This is a genomic window from Shewanella sp. SR44-4 (assembly GCF_014163715.1).
Classification (GTDB): Bacteria; Pseudomonadota; Gammaproteobacteria; order Enterobacterales; family Shewanellaceae; genus Shewanella.
Genome location: NZ_JACJDU010000001.1, coordinates 251,922 through 273,073 on the forward strand (window position 1 = coordinate 251,922; position 21,152 = coordinate 273,073).

At 41.4% G+C, this 21,152-nt stretch carries 15 protein-coding genes and 2 tRNA genes; 8 read left to right on the top strand and 9 right to left on the bottom strand.

All coding sequences use genetic code 11. The features are described 5' to 3' along the window. Positions 1-4 precede the first annotated feature (4 nt). The 5 genes from H5125_RS01140 to H5125_RS01160 all read right to left on the bottom strand — a co-directional run bounded on the left by H5125_RS01140 (position 5) and on the right by H5125_RS01160 (position 7,619). Positions 5-637, bottom strand: coding sequence for a TatD family nuclease-associated radical SAM protein (locus H5125_RS01140; RefSeq protein ID WP_182743227.1), 633 nt, complete (start codon positions 635-637; stop codon positions 5-7). A gap of 143 nt (positions 638-780) precedes the next feature. Beyond that, a complete protein-coding gene (locus H5125_RS01145) occupies positions 781-3,933 on the bottom strand; it encodes an efflux RND transporter permease subunit (RefSeq protein ID WP_162023819.1) in 3,153 nt (1,050 codons plus the stop codon). Positions 3,934-3,935: 2 nt separating this feature from the next. Further along, positions 3,936-5,135, bottom strand: a complete 1,200-nt coding sequence (locus H5125_RS01150) for an efflux RND transporter periplasmic adaptor subunit (protein ID WP_182743229.1) — start codon at positions 5,133-5,135, stop codon at positions 3,936-3,938. Positions 5,136-5,589: 454 nt separating this feature from the next. After that, positions 5,590-6,810: an ATP-dependent RNA helicase SrmB gene (gene srmB / locus H5125_RS01155; protein ID WP_101085338.1), complete on the bottom strand. Its 1,221-nt coding sequence runs from the start codon at positions 6,808-6,810 to the stop codon at positions 5,590-5,592. A 53-nt stretch (positions 6,811-6,863) separates the two neighbouring features. Beyond that, positions 6,864-7,619, bottom strand: a complete 756-nt coding sequence (locus H5125_RS01160; RefSeq protein ID WP_101085339.1) for a tRNA1(Val) (adenine(37)-N6)-methyltransferase — start codon at positions 7,617-7,619, stop codon at positions 6,864-6,866. A gap of 481 nt (positions 7,620-8,100) precedes the next feature. Here H5125_RS01160 and brnQ point away from each other — a divergent pair, with 481 nt between their 5' ends. From brnQ to recJ, 4 genes are all read left to right on the top strand, one after another. Further along, a complete protein-coding gene (gene brnQ, locus H5125_RS01165; protein WP_101085340.1) occupies positions 8,101-9,432 on the top strand; it encodes a branched-chain amino acid transport system II carrier protein in 1,332 nt (443 codons plus the stop codon). An 89-nt stretch (positions 9,433-9,521) separates the two neighbouring features. After that, the gene (xerD, locus tag H5125_RS01170; protein ID WP_101085341.1) at positions 9,522-10,427 is read left to right on the top strand and encodes a site-specific tyrosine recombinase XerD; all 906 of its coding nucleotides are present in this window, start codon (positions 9,522-9,524) and stop codon (positions 10,425-10,427) included. A gap of 144 nt (positions 10,428-10,571) precedes the next feature. Beyond that, positions 10,572-11,300 (top strand): bifunctional protein-disulfide isomerase/oxidoreductase DsbC, encoded by a 729-nt coding sequence (gene dsbC, locus H5125_RS01175; RefSeq protein ID WP_182743231.1) that lies wholly within the window; start codon positions 10,572-10,574, stop codon positions 11,298-11,300. Between the two features lie 115 nt (positions 11,301-11,415). Next, positions 11,416-13,140 carry a single-stranded-DNA-specific exonuclease RecJ gene (gene recJ / locus H5125_RS01180; protein ID WP_182743233.1) on the top strand — a complete coding sequence of 575 codons (1,725 nt, stop codon included), beginning with the start codon at positions 11,416-11,418 and terminating at the stop codon, positions 13,138-13,140. 284 nt (positions 13,141-13,424) lie between these two features. Here recJ and H5125_RS01185 read toward each other — a convergent pair. The 3 genes from H5125_RS01185 to H5125_RS01195 form a co-directional block, all read right to left on the bottom strand. Further along, positions 13,425-13,511 (bottom strand) — tRNA-Leu (locus tag H5125_RS01185). Positions 13,512-13,570: 59 nt separating this feature from the next. Continuing rightward, a tRNA-Phe gene (locus H5125_RS01190) sits at positions 13,571-13,646 on the bottom strand. 329 nt (positions 13,647-13,975) lie between these two features. Next, positions 13,976-14,737, bottom strand: a complete 762-nt coding sequence (locus tag H5125_RS01195; RefSeq protein ID WP_101085344.1) for an outer membrane protein assembly factor BamD — start codon at positions 14,735-14,737, stop codon at positions 13,976-13,978. Positions 14,738-14,860: 123 nt separating this feature from the next. Here H5125_RS01195 and rluD point away from each other — a divergent pair, with 123 nt between their 5' ends. From rluD to clpB, 3 genes are all read left to right on the top strand, one after another. Then, the gene (gene rluD / locus H5125_RS01200; RefSeq protein WP_059746300.1) at positions 14,861-15,835 is read left to right on the top strand and encodes a 23S rRNA pseudouridine(1911/1915/1917) synthase RluD; all 975 of its coding nucleotides are present in this window, start codon (positions 14,861-14,863) and stop codon (positions 15,833-15,835) included. Then, entirely contained in the window at positions 15,835-16,563 is a 729-nt protein-coding gene (gene pgeF / locus H5125_RS01205; RefSeq protein ID WP_182743235.1) for a peptidoglycan editing factor PgeF, read from the top strand. Before rluD ends, pgeF begins: the two co-directional genes overlap by 1 nt. A gap of 164 nt (positions 16,564-16,727) precedes the next feature. Beyond that, complete coding sequence (gene clpB / locus H5125_RS01210; protein ID WP_101085346.1) at positions 16,728-19,301, top strand: ATP-dependent chaperone ClpB; 2,574 nt, start codon at positions 16,728-16,730, stop codon at positions 19,299-19,301. A 60-nt stretch (positions 19,302-19,361) separates the two neighbouring features. On the opposite strand, the gene H5125_RS01215 is transcribed toward clpB, so the two are convergent. Next, positions 19,362-19,805 (bottom strand): DUF4124 domain-containing protein, encoded by a 444-nt coding sequence (locus H5125_RS01215; RefSeq protein ID WP_101085347.1) that lies wholly within the window; start codon positions 19,803-19,805, stop codon positions 19,362-19,364. Between the two features lie 99 nt (positions 19,806-19,904). Between H5125_RS01215 and pssA the strand changes: the two genes are divergently transcribed. Continuing rightward, positions 19,905-20,738 (top strand): CDP-diacylglycerol--serine O-phosphatidyltransferase, encoded by an 834-nt coding sequence (gene pssA, locus H5125_RS01220; protein WP_101085348.1) that lies wholly within the window; start codon positions 19,905-19,907, stop codon positions 20,736-20,738. The last annotated feature ends 414 nt before the right edge of the window (positions 20,739-21,152 follow it).

Here is a 21,152-nt window from a genome sequence, read left to right on the forward strand (position 1 = left end):
TTGTTTAACCAATGTTATCAAGTTCCCGTTGTTTAAATACTATGCCATTTTGTTGTGCGATATCGCGGCAGCGGTCAATGTTGACATTTGCGAGTCCGTTAATGGCGCTTACTTGAACGAGAGGGATGTAATGAGGTGCAAGCTTAATAAAATCCAGTAATGCAGTGTACGAATTGGCAAGCTTAGGGCGGCAATGCTGTTGATAGCTTTCAGGTGTATCGGCGTTAAGCGAAATAGACAAACTGTCGATGCATTGACTGAGCTCTGGCAAAATATTGCGTCGATGAAAGTGATTACCCAGGCCATCAGTGTTTAGGCGTACTTTACCGCCTTGTGCTTTTATTTCATGAGCAACTTGCAGTAAGCAGTCAAGGTTTAGAGTTGGTTCACCAAAGCCGCAAAAGACATATTCTTCAACCTCATGAACATCGCCTAACAAGGGCAAAAGGTCCTCAGCAGTAATACGTCGGGTGAGTGATAAGTCATAGTCGTGTACTTGATTTGAGCCATTATGTTTGGGGCAAAATTGGCATCTTAAAGTGCACCTGGCGGTAATGTTGAGATAACGGTGCTTGCCGATATCGTAAACTAACGTTGGTATAGGTGAGGTGGGTATCGGTAAAGTTGTGTCGCTCATGTCAGGCTTTCTTTCATAGAGATTATAGCGGTCATTTTAGCTGAATTTTAATGGTGACTATGTTGCTCAGCTCGCAGATTTTACTGCAAAAAAAACAGAGCTGAGTTAGCTCTGTTTTTTGTTAACAATTGGGATTAATTCAATTAATGGTGCTCGTCAGATCTGAATTCACTTTCAGCAGGTTTAGGTTGCCACCACCAAATAAAAAATCGTTGCCACAAGCGTTTTATATCATCCAAAATGATGTACAAAATTGGCACCAAAATTAACGTCACTACGGTCGAAAATAAAATACCAAATGCGAGCGATGTAGCCATTGGGATTACAATTTTAGCCTGTAAGCTTTTTTCCATAATAATCGGCACTAAGCCAACAAAAGTGGTGAGCGAGGTTAATATAATGGCTCTAAAACGGTAACAACCAGAATCGATAGCCGATTGCATTATCGATTTGCCCTCTTCGCGAGCGCGGTTAACAAAGTCGACCAAAATCAACGAGTCATTTACCACAACCCCGGCTAATGCCACAATTCCGCACAAACTTAACACGCTCATGGATAAACCAAGAATATAGTGGCCAAACAAGGCGCCAATCATGCCAAACGGAATCACCGACATAATGATTAACGGTTGTGTGTACGATTTTAAAGGGATAGCCATTAAAGCATAAATGGTGAACATGGCAAAAAAGAAGCCTTGGGCTAAACCCAGCATGGCATTTTGCTCATCTAAACTGCCACCATCTAAAGCTGAAGCCACTTTGGGGAAGCGCGCGGTGAGTTCAGGTAAAAAGTCTTCCTGAATTTCGGCGACCACTTTAGATGGCTCAACATTGTTTTTATTCACATTGGCACTAATGGTAATTGCTCGGCGACCATCAACTCGGGTGATCGATGCATATGACTCACCCAGTTCGATATTGGCTACCGTTGAAAACGGTACCGCTGCGCCTGACGGGGTGCGGATAAGCATGTTTTCAAGATCGCCCACAGTGCGGCGCTGCTCAAGTGGGTAACGTACCATGACTTTCACTTCTTCTTTATTACGCAAAATACGTTGGGCTTCATAACCATAAAAACCGTAACGGACTTGGCGAGCTAAATCTGACAGTGTTAATCCTTGCGCTTCGGCTTCTGGACGAATGTTTAAGCGGATCTCGTGTGAACCCGATGAGAAGTTATCGGTAATATCATACACGCCTTCGTAAGTGGCTAGTTTTGCTTTAAGTACCTTAGCGGCCTCAGATAACTGGTCTAAGTCGGTTGCGGTTAAGCGAAAAGATAAATCGCCGCCGGCATCGTTGGTACTGGCATTGATGTTAAGCTTTTTAACTGACAATAACTCAGGTAATTGATTACGCCACTCTTCCGCAATTGCGACGCCGTCGATTTCACGGTCTTCGCCTTTAGTCAGTTCAGTAAACACAAACGCACTGCTGCGTGAACTAAGTTCGATATAGCTGTGTTTTACCATTGGGTAACCGTATTGCTCTTCAAGCTTGGCGTTCATCTTATATAACGCATCCTCAACTTGTTGCAGTACTTTTAGGGTGTTCTGCTCAGAGCTACCTTCTTCCATTTCAAGCTGGACTTGAATAAAATCTGATGGAATATCAGGGAAGAAAACCCAGCGTACTTTGCCACTTTGCACTAATGCAAGCGACAAAATTAGTACCCCAATAAACACCGCCACCACGCTATATCGTCGCGTAATACAACGTTCTAAAAAGTGACGATAGGTATTATGAATAAAGTGTTGTAACCATTCATTAAGGGCAAATTTAAAGCGCGAGAAAATGTTAGTCGGTGTAGTGCGTTTTTTGATTTTCATGTGGGCCAAATGCGCAGGTAGAATCAGTTTTGATTCGATCAGCGAAAACGCTAAACACAAAATCACCACCATACCGATGGATTTCCAAATAATCCCCATGGGCCCAGACACCATAATCATCGGGATAAAGGCCGCAATAGTGGTGAGTACCCCAAATGTGGCGGGCATGGCTACTTTTTGCACACCTTTTACGACGTTATCCAACGAGTGGCCGTTTTCTTCTAATTCGGTATAGGCACTTTCGCCGATGACAATGGCATCGTCGACGACTATCCCCAGCACCAGAATAAACGCGAATAAGGTCAACATGTTAATCGACATGTTAAACGGTTCAATTGGCATTAATAACATGGTGCCCAAAAAGCACACCGGTAAGCCCATCATTACCCAAAAAGCGAGTTTAAGGTCTAAGAACAAAGCCAGAATAATAAACACCAGCAGGGCGCCATAAAACATGTTCGACAACATCATGTTTAAACGACCTTGCAAGTAGTGAGTTAAATCACCCCAGGTATCAAGTTGAATATTGCTTGGTAAGCTTTTTTTACGTTCAGCAACGTAGGCTTTAACTTGAGATGAAATATCTAACGCATTTTGATCATCAATACTGGTAATTTCAATGACGGCAGCAGGTTTACCGTTAAAGCGGGTGTACTCTAAACGCTCTTCAAAATCATCATTAATGGTAGCGACTTGCGGTAACATAATTCGGCTGCCATCTGCGCGAGTCTCTACCACAATTTGGGCAAAGTCATCAGCAGTATAAGCTTGGCCTTTAGTACGCAGCAAGATGTCACCGTCTTGGGCCCGAATAGAACCGCCGGGTAAATCAATCGATGAGTTTTGTACCGCTAAAGCGACTTGAGTAAATGTAATGCCATATTCGCGTAACTTGTCTTCAGACAGTTCAATGCCAATTTCATAGTCTCGAACACCAGTGACTTTTGCACGAGTGACGGCAGGTAAATCGGTGATGTCGTCTCTGATCGCTTTAGCCATTTCTTTCATGTCATGTAGCGTCATGTCGCCATAGACAGACACCCAAATGACATTGTTTTCTGGCTTTATTTGATAAATGTTGGGTTTTTCGATGTTATCTGGGAAGGTCGCAATGGCATCAATACGCAGTTTTGCTTCATCTAGTACTTGCTGCACTTCGTAGCCGTCTTCGACTTCAATCGTCACCGAGCCAACACTATCACTGGCAACAGACGTCACTTTTTTAATGCCGCTAATATCTTGAATAGCTTCTTCGATTTTTATATTAATCCCTTCTTCAATTTCTTGTGGCGCAGCGCCAGGATAGGCCACATTGATATTGATGAGATTTAATTCAAACGTTGGAAAAATTTCTTTATTAATAAGCACAGCACTAAACAAACCGCCAATAAGCAAGGCTGCCATCAGTAAGTTGGCGGCGACACTGTTGCGAGCAAACCAGGCGATAATTCCTTTATTAGTATCCATTATTATTCACCTGCAGTCGTAGCGGCTTGGGTGTCAGTATCGACTGGTTCAGTTTTGGTTTCTTCACCAAGTACTTTAATGGCTTGTCCAGAGTTTAAGCTGTTGATGCTAGTGGTTGATACGCGCTCATTCGCTTTGAAACTGCCTTGAATATAAATGGAGTCAACGTCTGAGCGAATAATATTGACTGGGCGTATTTCGATAATATTGTCGGCACTTACTACAGCAACTTGACCATTTCGTACTACATGGCGAGGCAGTTTTACCACATCATTAACGGTTCGACCTGTGATCACGGCATTAACAAAACTGCCGTATTTTAAAGGTAGTTGGCCTTCGGTTTTGTTGTTACGCAAATAGGGATCATGAATTTCTGCTACCAAATAGACCATGCGAGTTTGTTCGTCGATGACATTTTCGCTGCGCACTATATTGCCTTGCCAAGAGACTTGTTTACCCGCCAGCAATGCTGTGAGTGTGACTGCTGTTTCAGGATTATCGACCGACTCTAAATAAGCGAGATCTTCATTTGCTAACGGCAATCTGATTTCGGCGATACTGGTGTCGTATAGTTCACCTAAATTTGTGCCTAACGTGACATATTGGCCTAAGTCGACATTGCGGGCCTTAATGATGCCGTCAAATGGCGCGCGAATAACGGTGCGGGCTAAGTTACGTTGTGCACGGGCTAATGCCGCTTCTGCATACTTGACGTTGGCTTGTTCTTTTTTCAGTTGTGGAATACGTAATCCAAGTTCTGGCGGTAAGCCTTTACCAAAATCTTTAAATTCAATTTTAGCCACAACACCGCGGGCTTTCTCTTCATTTAATGCAGCAGTGGCCTGTGCGACAGTCGCTTCGGCCTGAATAAGGTCAGCTTCGTAATCAGATGGTTCGATAATGGCTAGTTGCTCGCCTTTTTTAACTACGCCACCGGCAACAAAATTGGCTGAAATACTTAGCATGCGCCCTTGAACTTCGGTGACAAGTTGAGTTTTATATTTAGGGTTAACCACACCATAGGAGGGTAAGTTAAGCGATAAGGTTTGCGGCGTAACGGTTTGCACATCAATTATCGTTACACTGATGGCTTCATCTTTTTGCTCGGGTGTCTCTTGGGTGCTAATAAGTGCCAGGGCTAGCCCAACAAATACAATAATGATCAAGAGTGGTGACAATCTTCTTAGTATGATTTTTATCATTTCTTTTGCGTATCCATGCTGAAATAATGCTAAAGACAGTTAACTTCGTTGGCTAACATGTTCATTCAGATTCATTTTATTACTCATTGCATCTAAATTAACAGAGTATGACGTTTATCTAAATAGCCTGATGTAAATAAAATGTTTCAAAAAATTGTGTTTTTTATGATTCTACGATTAACGCTTAATAAGTTGGTTTTTTTGATATGTTTTAGCAAGAATAAAATACAGTATGAAAGTATTAATCCATAGCCATTAATGGTTTAGAGTCTATTTTGTTGGTGGGTGTTTTTTGTGCATAAATTGACATATCTTGACACTTTGTGGCGGTATTCGGTCTAGTTAATGATGATATATAGCGCTTTAGGGATAAAAAAAGCGAATCACTGGGTAATTCGCTTTAATACTAGTTGGTCAATGTGTTTTAGGACACTGCAAAAAAGCTGCCTAAAAGTTACTTTTTCTTATATTTTTTCGATTTAACTCGAGCATCTTTTGCATTGGCTTTTTTCTTACCAGGCACTTTAGCTTCTTTGTGTTTAGGACGAAGTTCTTCAATCACACGACGTTTCAGTGGGATCTCAATGTATCGTTCAATTTTAGACACAATACGCATATCGTGCGCTTCAACTAGTGATATTGCGGTTCCTTTTGCGCCAGCGCGAGCGGTACGGCCAATTCGATGAACATAGGCGTCAGCAGAACGTGGCATGTCAAAGTTAATCACATGAGTAATGTCATCAACATCGATTCCTCGAGCTGCAACATCTGTCGCCAAAAGCACATTAACTTCGCCTTTAGAAAAACGACCCAATGCTTGGAAACGTTTTTTCTGTTCCATATCGCCGCGCATAAATGCACATGGGATATTGGCTTTTAGTAATAAGCCTTCAAGGCTGGCGACCATTTCGCGAGTTTTAACAAACACAATGGTGCGCGTAACATTTTCTTGTTGAAGAATATGGCATAACAATGCAAATTTATGTGCTTGATCGTCGGCCAAGTGAACCCACTGGTGTACTTTAGCTTTTTCACTGCGTGGCGCTTCAACATCGACCATTACGGGATCGGTTAATAAGTCGCGAGCGAAACGGTTAACCCCATTACCTTCAAGCGTGGCAGAAAACAGCATGTTCTGTTTGCGGCCTTGAGCTTCAATGGCAATTGATTGCACTACTGATGAGAAACCCATATCAAGCATGCGGTCAGCTTCATCAATAATTAAAATTTCAACTTCAGTGGCGTCAAATTTGTCTTTATCTAGGTATTCCATTAATCGACCTGGGGTGGCGATTAATAAATCAACATTGTCTGCAAGTGCTTCTTCTTGTGGGCCATATGGAACACCACCAGTAATAATGACGATATTAAGCTCAAGCCCAGTGGCTAAATGACTTGCATAACGATGAATTTGACTGGCTAATTCACGCGTTGGCGTTAGCACCAAAATACGTGCTTGGCCTTCAAAACGACGAGGGAAGTCAATAAGGTGCTGTAAAGCAGGCAGTAAAAAACTGGCCGTCTTACCGGTGCCAGTTGGCGCACGCGCTAAAATATCCCGCTGATCCATGGCCAATGGAATAGTTTGCTGCTGAATGGTGGTAGGGGTGTTGTGTCCCATGGCCTTGAGTGACTCTAATAAGCTAGGGTCGAGCTGGAAATCTTCAAATTGCATGCGCTGGTCTCGCTGAAAAATAGTTGAGTATTATAGCTGACCTATTGAGCAGGCTAAAGCTTTAAGTAGAATGGGCGGCATAAATCTATCATCGTTTCGCTATATCGCTCTTGTTTGTCGCGGATCGTCATTTGATGATACTGAGTTTCAACAGCAGGATGAGTGAGTGTTTGTGGCTCCGTTGTTGTTGGGTAGTGCTGGATTGCCAATATTGATCGGTTAGCTACCTTTCCTTCAATGCTAATGATATCAAGCTGCTTAGCAACGAATAGACCATAAGTGTTAAGTTGTTGAGTAAAACTGGCTAAACTTTGCAGTGGCAAAATAACACTTGCCGTGCCTTGCGGAGCAAGTAATTGGCTAATCACGCTCTGCAATTCGGCAAAGGGCAAGGTATTAGTGTGCCTGGCGTCAGCTCGTGCGCTATTTTTGGCTTGTGTGCCCTGTTCAAAGTAGGGTGGATTACAAATAATATGGTCGAATAATGGCTCATCATTCTTTTTGTGCAGTTGTTGAAAGTCTTGAATAGCACCGTGAAAGAGTTGCACCGTCTCTGACCAAGGGCTTTGTTTAATATTAAATTGGCAAGCCTTCGCGGCTGCATTGTCTATTTCTACTGCAATAATACTCGTGTGGCGAGGACTACGTTGTGCTGCCATTAAACTGAGCAAACCGCTTCCTGCACCAATATCCAGAATATGCCTTGATTGAGTTAGCTCAGCCCAAGCACCGAGTAAAACTGCATCAGTACTGACGGCCATACCACACTGTTGATCATCGATATGAAATTGCTTAAACGTAAAAGACATAGATAATTGATTACTCTTTCGATTGTATGAACTACTCGAATAAGATCATAACCGCTTTGATTTTTACTGTCGCGTGTTAATTCCTTCTGACCTGTACCGTTGACTTTTTGTTACGACAAATTAACTTTAAAATCATAGATGTGGTGGATATGTACACAAGTCTTGCCATAAATCGTAACTAAATAGTTTTTTTTAATTGTTTAGGGGGCTGGTGCTTGAGTATTAAGGCGATATTTGATATTAGTTTGCGCGCTTTTTTACTCGTAAAATCGAGTAAAAAGTCTAATTAAGGCTATCTGACAGGGATGTCATGCTGAATACAGAGCTAGCGAGTCATTTTCGTTACTCTCTTAACAAAGTTTACTATTTTCTAAGTGTATTTTTAACTTTACAATTTATTGTTCGTTCAGCTCAGCAGTAGCTAATTATGGCGTAATCAATTAGGTTTGTTAAAAAACATAACAATAAAACGAGGCTAGTAGTGCAAACAACTAAAATGAGTGTGACTGATACGCTAGGGTTAGGGTTTATGACCTTTGCGTTTTTTTTAGGTGCGGGTAACTTAATTTTCCCACCTTTTGCTGGCATGCTTGCTGGCGAGAATATGTCTTTTGCGATGTTCGGTTTCTTAATTACCGCAGTGGGTATGCCACTGATAGGGTTAATTGCCGTTGCGAAAGCTAACGGTAAAGTGATGGCGCTATTACCTGCGTTTGCTGCCACAGCATTAGCCATTGCGATTTATATTATCATTGGCCCAGCATTTGCGGCCCCACGTACTGCGTTGGTGGCGTTCGAAATTGGCGCTAGACCTTTTATTAGTAATCCAGATGCGTTAATGATGCTTGGCGGCAAAGAGTTTAGTATTGCGCAACTTATTTATACTTTGGTGTTTTTCTCCATTGTGATGTTTTTATCTTTATTTCCTGGAAAATTACTCGATAGCGTAGGTAAAATACTTACGCCAGTATTGATTTTACTCTTGGTGGGGTTAGCCAGTTCAGTGATTATTCTTCCTGGCGCAGAGGTGAACCTTCCGGTCGGTGAATATATTAATAGTCCATTAACCAAAGGAATTATTGAAGGTTATAACACCATGGATACCTTGGCATCATTGATGTTTGGTATGTTAATCATCGATTTGTTACGCAAAAAAGGCGTAAACGATGCCGCCGATCAAACTAAGTATTTAGTTCGTGCAGCATTTATTGCTGCTGGTGGTTTAGCGTTTGTGTATGTGTCGTTGTTTTATCTTGGTGCTTCAGCAGGCGATTTTGCTATTGGTGCAGACAATGGCGGCCAAATTTTAACAAACTATGTGACTCATCATTTTGGTAATATTGGTACCTTAATGCTGTCAACGGTTGTAACGCTTGCTTGCTTAACGACGGCCGTTGGCTTAGTTACAGCCTGCTCTGAATTCTTCAATGAATTAATGCCAAAATTATCGTACCAGTTACTAGTGGTTTTATTAAGTGTGATATGTGCCACTGTCGCTAACGTAGGTTTATCGCAATTAATAAGCATCAGTATTCCTGTGTTAATGACTATTTATCCCGTTGCGATAGCATTGGTATTGGTAACCTTTTTGACAGAACGCTTTGCTAGACCTGCTTTTTCGCATCGAGTCGTGCTGAGTGTTGCACTGTTTTTCGGTATCTTTGATGGGTTACAAACGGCAGGCATGGACATGAGCTTCCTTGACTTTATGCCACTGCATGCAGAGGGGATGGCTTGGTTGCTACCTACTGCGTTAACAGCAATTGTGTGTTTGTTTTTACCTCAAAATCAGGCTCAAAAAGCGGATGCTTAATTGTTAAATAGATCATAATTAACAGATCAATATAACGACGTTATGATAGATTATCTAACGTCGTTTTTTATTATTTATTGGATACCGCTTTGGCCAAACCTGCTTATCAACCCGATCCCTTAATTAACCAGTTTCTTGATGACTTGTGGTCAACTAACGGGCTAAGTGATAATACCTTGGTATCTTATCGTACAGATTTACAAAATGCTGAACGTTATGTTTTGACCAAAGGTAAGGATTTGCTGCAAGTTGACCAGGCCTTACTGCGTGACTATCTTGCTGAACGTTTTGATAAACAATTTGCTAAAAGTAGCACAGCGAGACTTCTCAGTAGTTTACGACGTTTTTATGCTTACTTATTAGTTAAACAGAAAATAAGCCAAGACCCTACAGCATTAATCAAGTCGCCCAAGTTAGTTCGTCAATTACCGGATACATTGTCTGAGGCGCAAATAGATAATTTATTATCAGAGCCAAATATTGATGATCCTATCGAGTACCGAGATAAAGCCATGTTAGAGCTGTTGTATGCTACAGGGCTGCGGGTAACCGAATTGGTGAGTTTAACGATGGAGCAAATTAGTTTACGCCAAGGTTTGGTGAGGGTGATGGGTAAAGGAGGCAAAGAGCGTTTGGTTCCTTTAGGTGAGCTGGCCATTACAGCTGTTGAGCAGTACATCAAGTTTGCTCGTGCCGAGCTATTAAGTATGAAGCAGTCAGATGTATTGTTTCCCTCACGTCGAGGGCAAATGATGACCAGACAAACCTTTTGGCATCGAATTAAATTGTATGCGGCCAGGGCGGGTATTCAATGTCATTTATCACCACATACGTTACGCCATGCTTTTGCTACCCATTTACTTAACCATGGCGCGGATTTGCGTGTGGTACAATTATTACTCGGTCACAGTGATTTATCGACCACTCAAATTTATACACATGTTGCTAAAGTGCGCTTACAGCAACTGCATAGCCAACATCATCCACGCGGTTAGCTTAGTGTGATTTGTATCTGTGTAGGTTTCAAATCCTTACATTTAAGATTATGAGTATTTGTTGCGCTAGCGAAATTAAATCTGTAAGTTTTGCTTACGAAGTCGGGTCTATTGATTATGAACCCGTGTAATATAGGAATTACCATGAAGTTAACTAAAGCATTCGCCCTTGTTGCCAGCCTTATTATTGCCCCTATTGTGTCAGCGGCACCTGCGACCGATGTGTCCAATGAATCAGCGTTAAAGCAAAAACTCACTGAAACCTTGGGTGTCAACGTGATGCTCATTCAACAATCTCCAATCGACGGTTTATATCAAGCACTAACAGACCGCGGTGTATTATACGTCACCAAAGATGGCACAAAACTCATTCATGGCAATTTGTATGACATGGATAAAGGCATGAGAAACTTAACCGAGGCTGCATTGGCTGGACCTCGCATAGAGTTACTTAAGCCATTTGAAGATGAGATGTTGGTTTACAAAGCGAAAAATGAGAAACATGTTGTCACGGTATTTACCGATGTAGACTGTGGTTATTGCCGCAAGCTACACAATCAAATGCAAGGCTATAATGATTTAGGTATTACTATTCGTTATTTAGCTTATCCTCGTGCAGGTATTCCTTCTGCTAATGCAGACGAGATGCAAGCGGTATGGTGTGCTAAAGATCCTTTAAAAGCGATGTCAGAAGCTAAAGCGGGTGGTAATGTTAAAGCGGCAAGTTGTGATATTGATATTGCGGCCCAGTATAAATTAGGTATGTCGTTCGGGATTAACGGTACACCGGCACTGATTTTAGAAAATGGTGTGATGGTACCTGGCTATCAAGCTCCGGCTGATTTATTACGTACGATTGAATCGAATTTATAAATCAGACTAGTAAATCAACGTCGTAAAGTGTGTGCTAAAAACGTAAAATCAAGGTGAGCTTAGGCTCACCTTTTTGTTATGCTCTATTCTCTAATTACCCGTTTAAGGTTGCCTTTTGTCTCATAAAATAGTCCGTCGTCCTCAGGTTGATGATAGTCATTTACCCGCTTCTTTATCGCCATTATTGAAACAGCTCTATGCTCGCCGTGGCGTCAATGAAGATAACTGCGAATTAATGCTAAGTAAGTTATTACGCCCAGATAGTATGAAAGGGCTAGCAGAAGCCGCCGTGATTATTGCGGATGCTATTGCTGCGCAGCAATCAATTTTGATTGTTGGGGATTTTGATGCTGATGGTGCTACGTCGACTAGTGTATGTATGCTGGCGCTGAAAATGATGGGGGCAAAACATGTTGATTACCTTATTCCTAATCGGTTTGATTATGGTTATGGCTTAAGCCCTGAAATTGTTGCGGTGGCTTTTACTAAAAATGCTGATGTACTCATTACCGTTGATAATGGAATATCTTCAATTGAAGGGGTGGCAGCTGCAAAATTGTTAGGAATGACTGTTGTCGTGACAGATCATCATTTACCTGGCAGCACTTTGCCCAATGCTGATGTTATTGTTAATCCAAATCAGCCCGGTTGTCAGTTTGCCAGTAAGTCTATTGCCGGTGTTGGAGTGGCGTTTTATCTAATGTCTGCTTTACGTGCGCAATTAAGGCAGCGTAATTGGTATCAACAACAGCAAATCACTGAGCCTAATCTGGGCATATTGCTTGATATTGTCGCTTTAGGTACTGTCGCTGATGTTGTGTCGTTAGACACTAATAACCGTATTCTCGTTAATGCTGGTTTGCAGCGAGTCAGAAGTGGCCGCTGTCGTGTTGGCATTACTGCATTGCTTGAGGTGGCGAAACGGAGTCCTGAAAAAATTGTTGCTGCTGATTTTGGTTTTGCGGTAGGACCTCGACTCAATGCAGCTGGGCGTTTAGATGAAATGGCGCTAGGGGTCGAAACCTTACTGTGTGAAGACATCATGTTAGCCAGAAGAATGGCAGCGGAATTAGATGGATTAAACCAAGAGCGCCGCGAACTTGAAACGGGCATGCAACAAGAGGCATTAAAAAGTTTATCGAAAGTGTCACTCAATGAAGCTGATTTACCGTGGGGCATCGCCATTTTTCAGGATGATTGGCATCAAGGTGTTATTGGTATTTTGGCCTCACGGATTAAGGATCGTTATCATCGTCCGGTTATTGCTTTTGCCGATGCGGGTGATGGTGTAATAAAAGGTTCTGCCCGTTCGATTAAAGGCCTGCATATGCGAGATTTACTCGAACGCATTAATGGTCGCTTTCCTGGAATGATAACCAAGTTTGGTGGTCACGCTATGGCAGCAGGGCTATCGTTAAAAGCAAATGTGTTTGAGCAGTTTAAGCAAGCTTATGATGATGCGGTAAGAGAAGTATTAGATTATGAACAGCTGACGGGGGAGCTACTCTCTGATGGTGAGTTATCGAGCCAGTTAATGACGCTTGATACTGCCTTTTTATTACGAAATGCAGGGCCATGGGGGCAGTCGTTTGAAGAACCACTATTTGATGGTGTATTCAAGGTAGTACAGCAGCGTATAGTGGGTGAAAAACACTTAAAATTATTACTTGAAACGGAATGTGGCAGCGCGATGTTAGACGGTATTGCTTTTAATGTGGATTTAGCAATATGGCCCGATGCAACCATTAAACATGCTCGTGTGGTCTATAAGCTTGATGTGAACGAGTTTAGAGGTAATCAAACTGTGCAGTTAATGGTGGATTATATTGAGCCGATGTAATCGCTGTTTTATGTTGTCGCAGATTTTTCTGGCGAGTTGATAGACTCGTCAGTGAACAAACTGTTTGATAGAGCGTAACGAGATAGCGATATTGTAGCGTTAACGTTCAACTGATTTTATAGCCAACGAGCTGAACATTAACTATACAGTAGAGCAATCCAGTTGATAGGCTACCTGAGCCGCTAAATAATATGTGGCTTTAACACTCGTCAAAGTGATACCGGCAACAAAAACAAAAAGGCCTCGCAATGCGAGGCCTTTTTGTTAAAACTGATAAAGTTATTTGGTACAGGTGAGAGGACTTGAACCTCCACGCCCTTACGAGCATCAGCACCTGAAGCTGACGTGTCTACCAATTCCACCACACCTGCAAAACATGTATCGAGAAATAACTTTATTCTATTAGTCGCTGTCGCCACCAATATAAATATGGTGCCCGAACCCGGAATCGAACCAGGGACACGAGGATTTTCAATCCTCTGCTCTACCGACTGAGCTATTCGGGCGACGGACGCAATTTAAAGGATTTTGACCCATTGAGTCAACCTGTTTTTTATATTTATATCAAAAATCGATTTGTTTGGATGTATTTTGGGCGTATCGAATGTTATTCAGCCGAAGTACCATAGTGTAATAAATACTTCACTCCTATGATGGTAACTAGAGTAAATGGTGTTATGGTGCCTCTTTTACTGGTGTGGTTACCATAACAAGTAAAAAATATTGAATATATAGAGACTCAAATTGCCAAGGCAGATAAATCAGGTATAAAAAAACGCTCCAAGGAGCGTTTAATGTGAAACAATAATTAACAGTCGTAGAGTATGAATGATGACTAGTTAGATAATATTTCATTAGCTGGAAAGTTTGCTTTCATTACAGTTTTAACGTTTTGCTGTAATTTTTCCTGACCTAATTCGTCATACGCTTTAGCCATAATTTCTAATGCCCGTTCAGTTGAAGGTGTTCCTGGAAACTTCTCCATAACTGATTGAGCACGAACAGCAGCTGCACTCCATGCGTTCATTTTGATATAATATTCTGCAACTTGAATTGAATATTTAGCCAAACGGTTCTTTAAGAACTGCATACGTTGTTGTGCATCAGCAGAATACTTGCTATTTGGATACGATTTAATCAATCGATCAAAATCTTTAAATGCATCTTGAGCATTTTTGGGATCACGATCGGTACGATCAATATTCATTAAATCGTGAAATAAGTAATTATCTGCCTGCATATTGGTTAAACCACGCATATAATAGACGTAATCTATATTAGGATGCGTTGGATTGAGGCGTAAAAAGCGATCAATATTGGCAACTCCTGAGGCAGCATCATCCATTTTGTAATACGCATAAATCAAGTCTAATTGAACTTGAGTTTTGTGCGGACCAAATGGAAAACGAGAGTCCAATGCTTCAAGTGAACGAACGGCTTTAGAGTAATTACCTAATTCCATTGACGTTCTTGCTTGAGAGTACAGGACATCAGGTGATGCTTTACTGGCAACATCATCGTCTTCTGGACTGCTACTACAGGCTGTTATAGCCAGTGAAAGTAATACTAGGGCGGCACCTTGGGCAATTTTATACATACTTGAATTCAATTCTTTTTAAGTTGTTGTTAAGAATTTTTCCATTTCACGGTAAAATAGAAAACATCCGATTGTAACAGATAGCACATTCACTTTGGACCCCTAAACTGGGGTACGGTTCCTATGACACAAGAGATTAATCTAAAAAGCGAGATCACAGCAACACAAACCGGTCTGAGATTAGACCAAGCATTAGCTGGTTTGTTCCCTGACTACTCGCGTACACGCATCAAGGAATGGATCCTATCTGGTGCAATTACTATTGACGGTATCACAGTCGACAAGCCACGGGAAAAGGTTTTCGAGTCTCAGTTGATAGAAGTGACGGCAACACTTGAAGAAGAAGTGAGTGCTAAAGCGCAAAATATCGACTTAAATATTATTTATGAAGACGACCATATTATTGTCATTAACAAGCAAGCTGGTTTAGTTGTTCATCCTGGCGCTGGTAATGCAGACGGTACGTTGATGAATGCTTTATTATACCATTGTCCAGATATTGAACATGTACCAAGAGCAGGTATTGTTCATCGTTTAGATAAAGACACTACAGGGCTAATGGTTGTTGCTAAAACAGTTGAAGCACAAACGCATTTGGTTGCCGCATTACAGGCTCGTGATATTGTTCGCGAGTATGAAGCGATTGTATTAGGCACTATGACGGCAGGTGGCACGGTTGATGAACCTATTGAACGTCACGCAACTAGACGTACTCAAATGGCCGTTATCCATGGTGGTCGCCCATCGGTGACTCATTATCGTGTGTCTGAAAAGTTCCGAGCTCATACGCGTTTACGTTTGCGTCTGGAATCTGGTCGTACTCACCAAATTCGTGTTCATATGGCGCATATTGGTCATGAGTTAGTTGGCGATCCGGTTTATGGTGGTCGTCCTCGTCCGCCTAAATCAGCGAGCCCAGAGTTTTTTGAATTACTCAAAAACTTTAAGCGCCAAGCTTTACATGCAGTGCGTTTAGAACTTGCTCATCCATTTACCTGTGAAATCATGACTTGGCATGCGCCGATCCCTGATGACATGGTTGAGCTGACAAAAGCACTACGAGTCGATACTGAGCTTAATCCGATAGTGTATTTATAATGCTTGAGCACGATTGGCCAATACCTGTTAACGTTGCCATAGCGATGACAAATCGTTTTGGTGGCGTCAGTGTTAGCCCGTTTGATAGTTTAAATTTAGGGCTACATGTTGGTGATAAGCCTCAAGATGTATTCGCTAATCGTGCAATATTAACTCAGCAATTATCATTACCTGCTGAGCCAATCTGGCTTGAGCAAGTTCATGGTACTAAGGTTGTTGATGTACAAACATTGATGCCAGGTAGCGCGATAGCATTAGCTGATGGTAGTTACAGTAATCAGTTTGGCCATGTATGTACGGTAATGACGGCCGATTGCTTACCAATATTATTATGTAATCAACAAGGCACTGAAGTTGCCGCAGTTCATGCCGGGTGGCGCGGTTTGTGTGAGGGCATCATCGAGCAAGCATTGGCGATGTTTCATTCTCCACCGTCAGCATTAATCGCATACTTAGGGCCTGCAATAGGTCCTTGTGCATTTGAAGTTGGTATTGAAGTTCGTGATGCTTTTATCAATAAAAATCCGCAAGCTGCAACTCATTTTGTTCAGAATAATGCTAAATATTTAGCTGATTTAGTCGGCTTAGCTAAGTTGCGTTTATCTACAGCAGGCGTTACTCAAATTTATAGCGCAGATGTGTGTACCTTTTCTGAACCTGATTACTTTTCTTACCGTCGTGACAAGCAAACGGGTCGAATGGCTTCTCTCATTTGGCTTAAATCTTAAGTTATTATTGGTAACAACTTTCAAGTATAAAAAATCAACAATTTTTTGATCCAGATTAAGTTTTAACCTTGAGTTTACATTAAATGCCCCCATCTTTAAGTTAACAAATTATTCATTTCTGAATTAATTTCCCATTCCACATGTATCAGATCCTAGGAGGTTGTATGAGACTCGATCGTATGACTAATAAGTTTCAAATTGCCATTTCTGATGCCCAATCATTAGCATTGGGACGCGATCATCAATTTATTGAACCTATTCATTTAATGATGGCGCTGTTAAATCAAGATTCTGGTTCTATTCATTCTTTACTAACGCAAGCGGGCATTCGTGTTAGTGCGCTTCGCTCAGCGGTTAGCCAAGAGTTAGAACGTTTACCGCAAGTTGAAGGTACTGGTGGTGATGTTCAGTTATCACAAGGGTTAATTCGTTTACTAAACCTATGCGATAAGTTAGCGCAAAAGCGCAAAGACAAATACATTTCATCTGAATTGTTTGTCTTGGCTGCATTAGAAAATAATGACCCCCTTGCCAAAGCATTAAAAGATTCAGGTGCAAGCAAAGAGTTAATGGAAAAAACCATTGAAGACATGCGTGGCGGGCAGAAAGTTGATGATCCCAATGCTGAAGATCAACGCCAAGCATTGAAAAAATTTACCGTAGATTTAACCGAGCGGGCAGAGCAAGGTAAGTTAGACCCTGTTATTGGTCGTGATGAGGAAATTCGTCGCACGATTCAAGTGCTACAACGCCGTACTAAAAATAATCCGGTATTAATTGGTGAACCTGGTGTCGGTAAAACCGCCATTGTTGAAGGTTTAGCTCAGCGTATTGTGAATGGTGAAGTCCCTGAAGGGATTAAAAATAAACGGGTATTGTCATTAGACATGGGCTCGTTAATTGCGGGAGCCAAATATCGTGGTGAGTTTGAAGAACGCTTGAAAGCAGTATTGAATGAGCTATCCCAAGAGGAAGGTCAGGTCATTCTGTTTATTGATGAGCTGCATACCATGGTCGGCGCAGGTAAGGGCGAGGGCGCAATGGATGCTGGTAATATGCTTAAGCCTGCTTTAGCACGTGGTGATTTGCATTGTGTCGGCGCAACAACACTTGATGAATATCGTCAATATATTGAGAAAGATGCTGCACTTGAACGCCGTTTTCAAAAAGTAATTGTTGATGAACCGAGCGTTGAAGACACCATTGCCATTTTACGTGGTCTAAAAGAGCGTTACGAATTACATCATCATGTTGAAATAACTGATCCTGCAATAGTTGCAGCAGCAACCATGTCGCATCGTTATATTTCAGACCGTAAATTGCCGGACAAAGCTATCGACTTAATCGATGAAGCGGCATCTAGTATCAGAATGCAGATTGATTCTAAGCCAGAAGTACTTGACCGCTTAGAACGCCGCGCTATTCAGCTTAAGCTGGAAGAACAAGCGTTAAGTAAAGAGTCAGACGAGGCCAGTCGTAAACGTCTTGAGTTTTTACAACATGAACTGAGGGATGTCGAAAGTAAAGCTTCTGAGATGAATGAGATTTGGCATACCGAGAAAGCAGCATTAGCAGGCACACAACATATTAAAGCCGATCTCGAACAGGCGAGAATGGATTTAGAAGTAGCTCGTCGTGCGGGTGACTTAACGCGGATGTCTGAATTACAGTATGGGCGTATTCCTGAGCTCGAAAAGCAACTAGATTTAGCATCGCAAGCAGAAATGCAAGATATGACACTGTTACGTAATAAAGTGACTGAGGTCGAGATTGCTGAAGTACTATCAAAAGCCACCGGTATCCCTGTTTCAAAAATGCTCGAAGGTGAGCGTGAAAAACTATTGCATATGGAAGATGCATTGCATGAGCGTGTAATCGGCCAAAATGAGGCTGTAGAGGCAGTATCTAATGCCATTCGTCGTAGTCGGGCAGGTCTTGCCGATCCACAACGTCCAATAGGTTCGTTCTTGTTCCTTGGGCCTACCGGTGTGGGTAAAACTGAGCTGTGTAAATCGCTAGCTAAGTTTTTGTTTGATTCAGAATCAGCTCTTGTGCGCATAGACATGTCTGAATTTATGGAAAAACACACCGTTTCGCGTTTAGTTGGTGCCCCTCCCGGATATGTGGGTTATGAAGAAGGCGGTTACTTAACTGAGGCGGTTCGCCGTAAGCCCTATTCCGTGATCTTGTTAGACGAAGTTGAGAAAGCTCATCCAGATGTATTTAATGTGTTGCTGCAAGTATTAGATGATGGCCGTTTAACTGATGGTCAAGGCAGAACGGTTGATTTTAAAAACACTGTCATCATCATGACCTCTAACCTTGGCTCAGATATTATTCAAGAGGGCTTTGGTCATACGAGTTATGAAGATATGAAAGCTGGAGTCATGAATGTTGTGACGCAAAGCTTCCGTCCAGAGTTTTTAAATCGAATTGATGAGTCTGTGGTATTCCATCCCTTAGACGCCGAAAATATCAAACACATTGCCAGTATTCAATTTGAATTATTGCGCAAACGTTTGATCGAGAAAGAGTTCGATATTGAATTATCTGATGAGGCTTTATCATTAATTGCTGAAGCTGGATTCGATCCTGTTTATGGTGCAAGACCCTTAAAACGAGCATTGCAGCAAGAAGTAGAGAATCCTTTAGCCCAAAAATTGCTGCGAGGTCAATTATTGCCAGGTAAAATGATTAAAGTCGTAGTAGAAGATGGCAAGCTAGCCTTCAATCAATAATGTTATCTAGCATTATCAGCTAACGTTTTTGAACAAAGGGAGCATTAGCTCCCTTTGTTATTATTTACTTTGACAAAATAACCTGACCCGTTCGGTATTTTCAGTAATAGCTGCTTGCCTCTGTTCTTCTGTCATTGAGACAGTTTCACCAGTAGTTTTATCTTGTTGATTTAATTTGCTGTGAGTATTCAATACACTCAGGCTGTGCTTAGCACTTTCACAGATGTCTTTGGCTTGTTGTTTGTCTTTTTCATTAATGATTTTTGCTGATTGTTCTAATTGAGATTCCACGTTAACAGCGGTTTTTTTTTGTGGTGTGTAAGTGCCAATTTTAGCGGGTTCCATATCCTCACTATAAATCTTGCTTGCATCTACATTTAGGGGCTGTTGTTGGCTGTAATGTACAACGCCAGCATCATCCACCCAAGTGTAAATGGTCGCGGCAAATAAACATGTACTAAATGCAAAAGTGACTAAACCAAAAACTAAACGCGTAATTTCCATGTGAGTTTCCCAGAGCTAATTGACGTTATGCTTGAATATTTCAAAATATGCTATCTTTGAGTATAAATCCAACAACTAAAACGATAATGTGTAAAGTGTATGCAAAATTCACCTAATCACCCAGTAAAAAATAAAGGTATTTACCTATTACCTAACTTATTTACTACCGCAGGGCTATTTTCTGGTTTTTATGCTGTCATTTCATCAATGAACGGTCATTTTGAGTTAGCGTCAATTGCTATCTTTATCGCTATGATTTGTGACGGACTAGATGGCAGAGTCGCAAGGTTAACCAATACTCAAAGTGATTTTGGGGCTGAATATGATAGTTTGGCCGATATGGTTTCTTTTGGCATGGCTCCAGCGATCCTTGCTTATAATTGGGCATTGCAAGATTTAGGTAAAGTAGGCTGGTTAGCTGCTTTTATCTACTGTGCTTGTGCAGCATTGAGATTAGCTCGTTTCAATACCCAAGTTGGTGTTGCCGATAAACGTTATTTTCAAGGTCTAGCTAGTCCCGCTGCAGCAGCCTTAATCGCTGGAAGTATTTGGAGTGGTTCTAAATATGAGCTTGACCCTACCGATATAAATTACCTTGCCGCATTGATTACTGCATTAACAGGACTACTCATGGTCAGTAACTTTCGCTATCACTCCTTTAAGGAAGTAGATTGGCGAGGGAAAGTAAATTTCGTGGTGATGTTATTGCTCGTAGGTGTGTTCGTTATTATTTCTGTAGAACCAGCCATCATTCTTTGTCTTGGTTTCTACATATATGCACTATCTGGACCTGTTATCACGATTAACGCTATTAAGAAGTTAAAAGTGGCCCACATCGTTGGCGATGAATTGAATAAAACAGAGACACAACAACACTCAACCATCGATGACATCAATAATACTGATATTACCAACGAGAAAAATGAAAGTTAACTATAGAGTGATTTTCTTCAATAGCATCTAACAATAGAGTTTACGTAGTTAGTTCCTCTACTATATAGATAGCTGAGGTAATCGTTGTGACTTGCCAACATATTCATTAAATCATATCTTTTTTATCTAAATCTTAAATATGTACTATAATTATTATCCGGTTTTATATTAGTTAATCTACTCCTTTGTATTATCTGAAGCTTAATTGAGCAAAATCGAACACGGTTGTGTGTTTTTAGTACCGAGTTGTTTGATTAGTATTCGGTTGATTGCTTTTTTGCTAAAAGCTTTAAAAAAGGCCTTGCGCAAAACCGTGTGGTGCCTATAATGCGCATCCACTGACACGGCAGACAGCGCAAGCGGTTACTGAGTCAGGTTGAATTAAGTGCTTCAAAACACAGAGTTCAAGGCGAA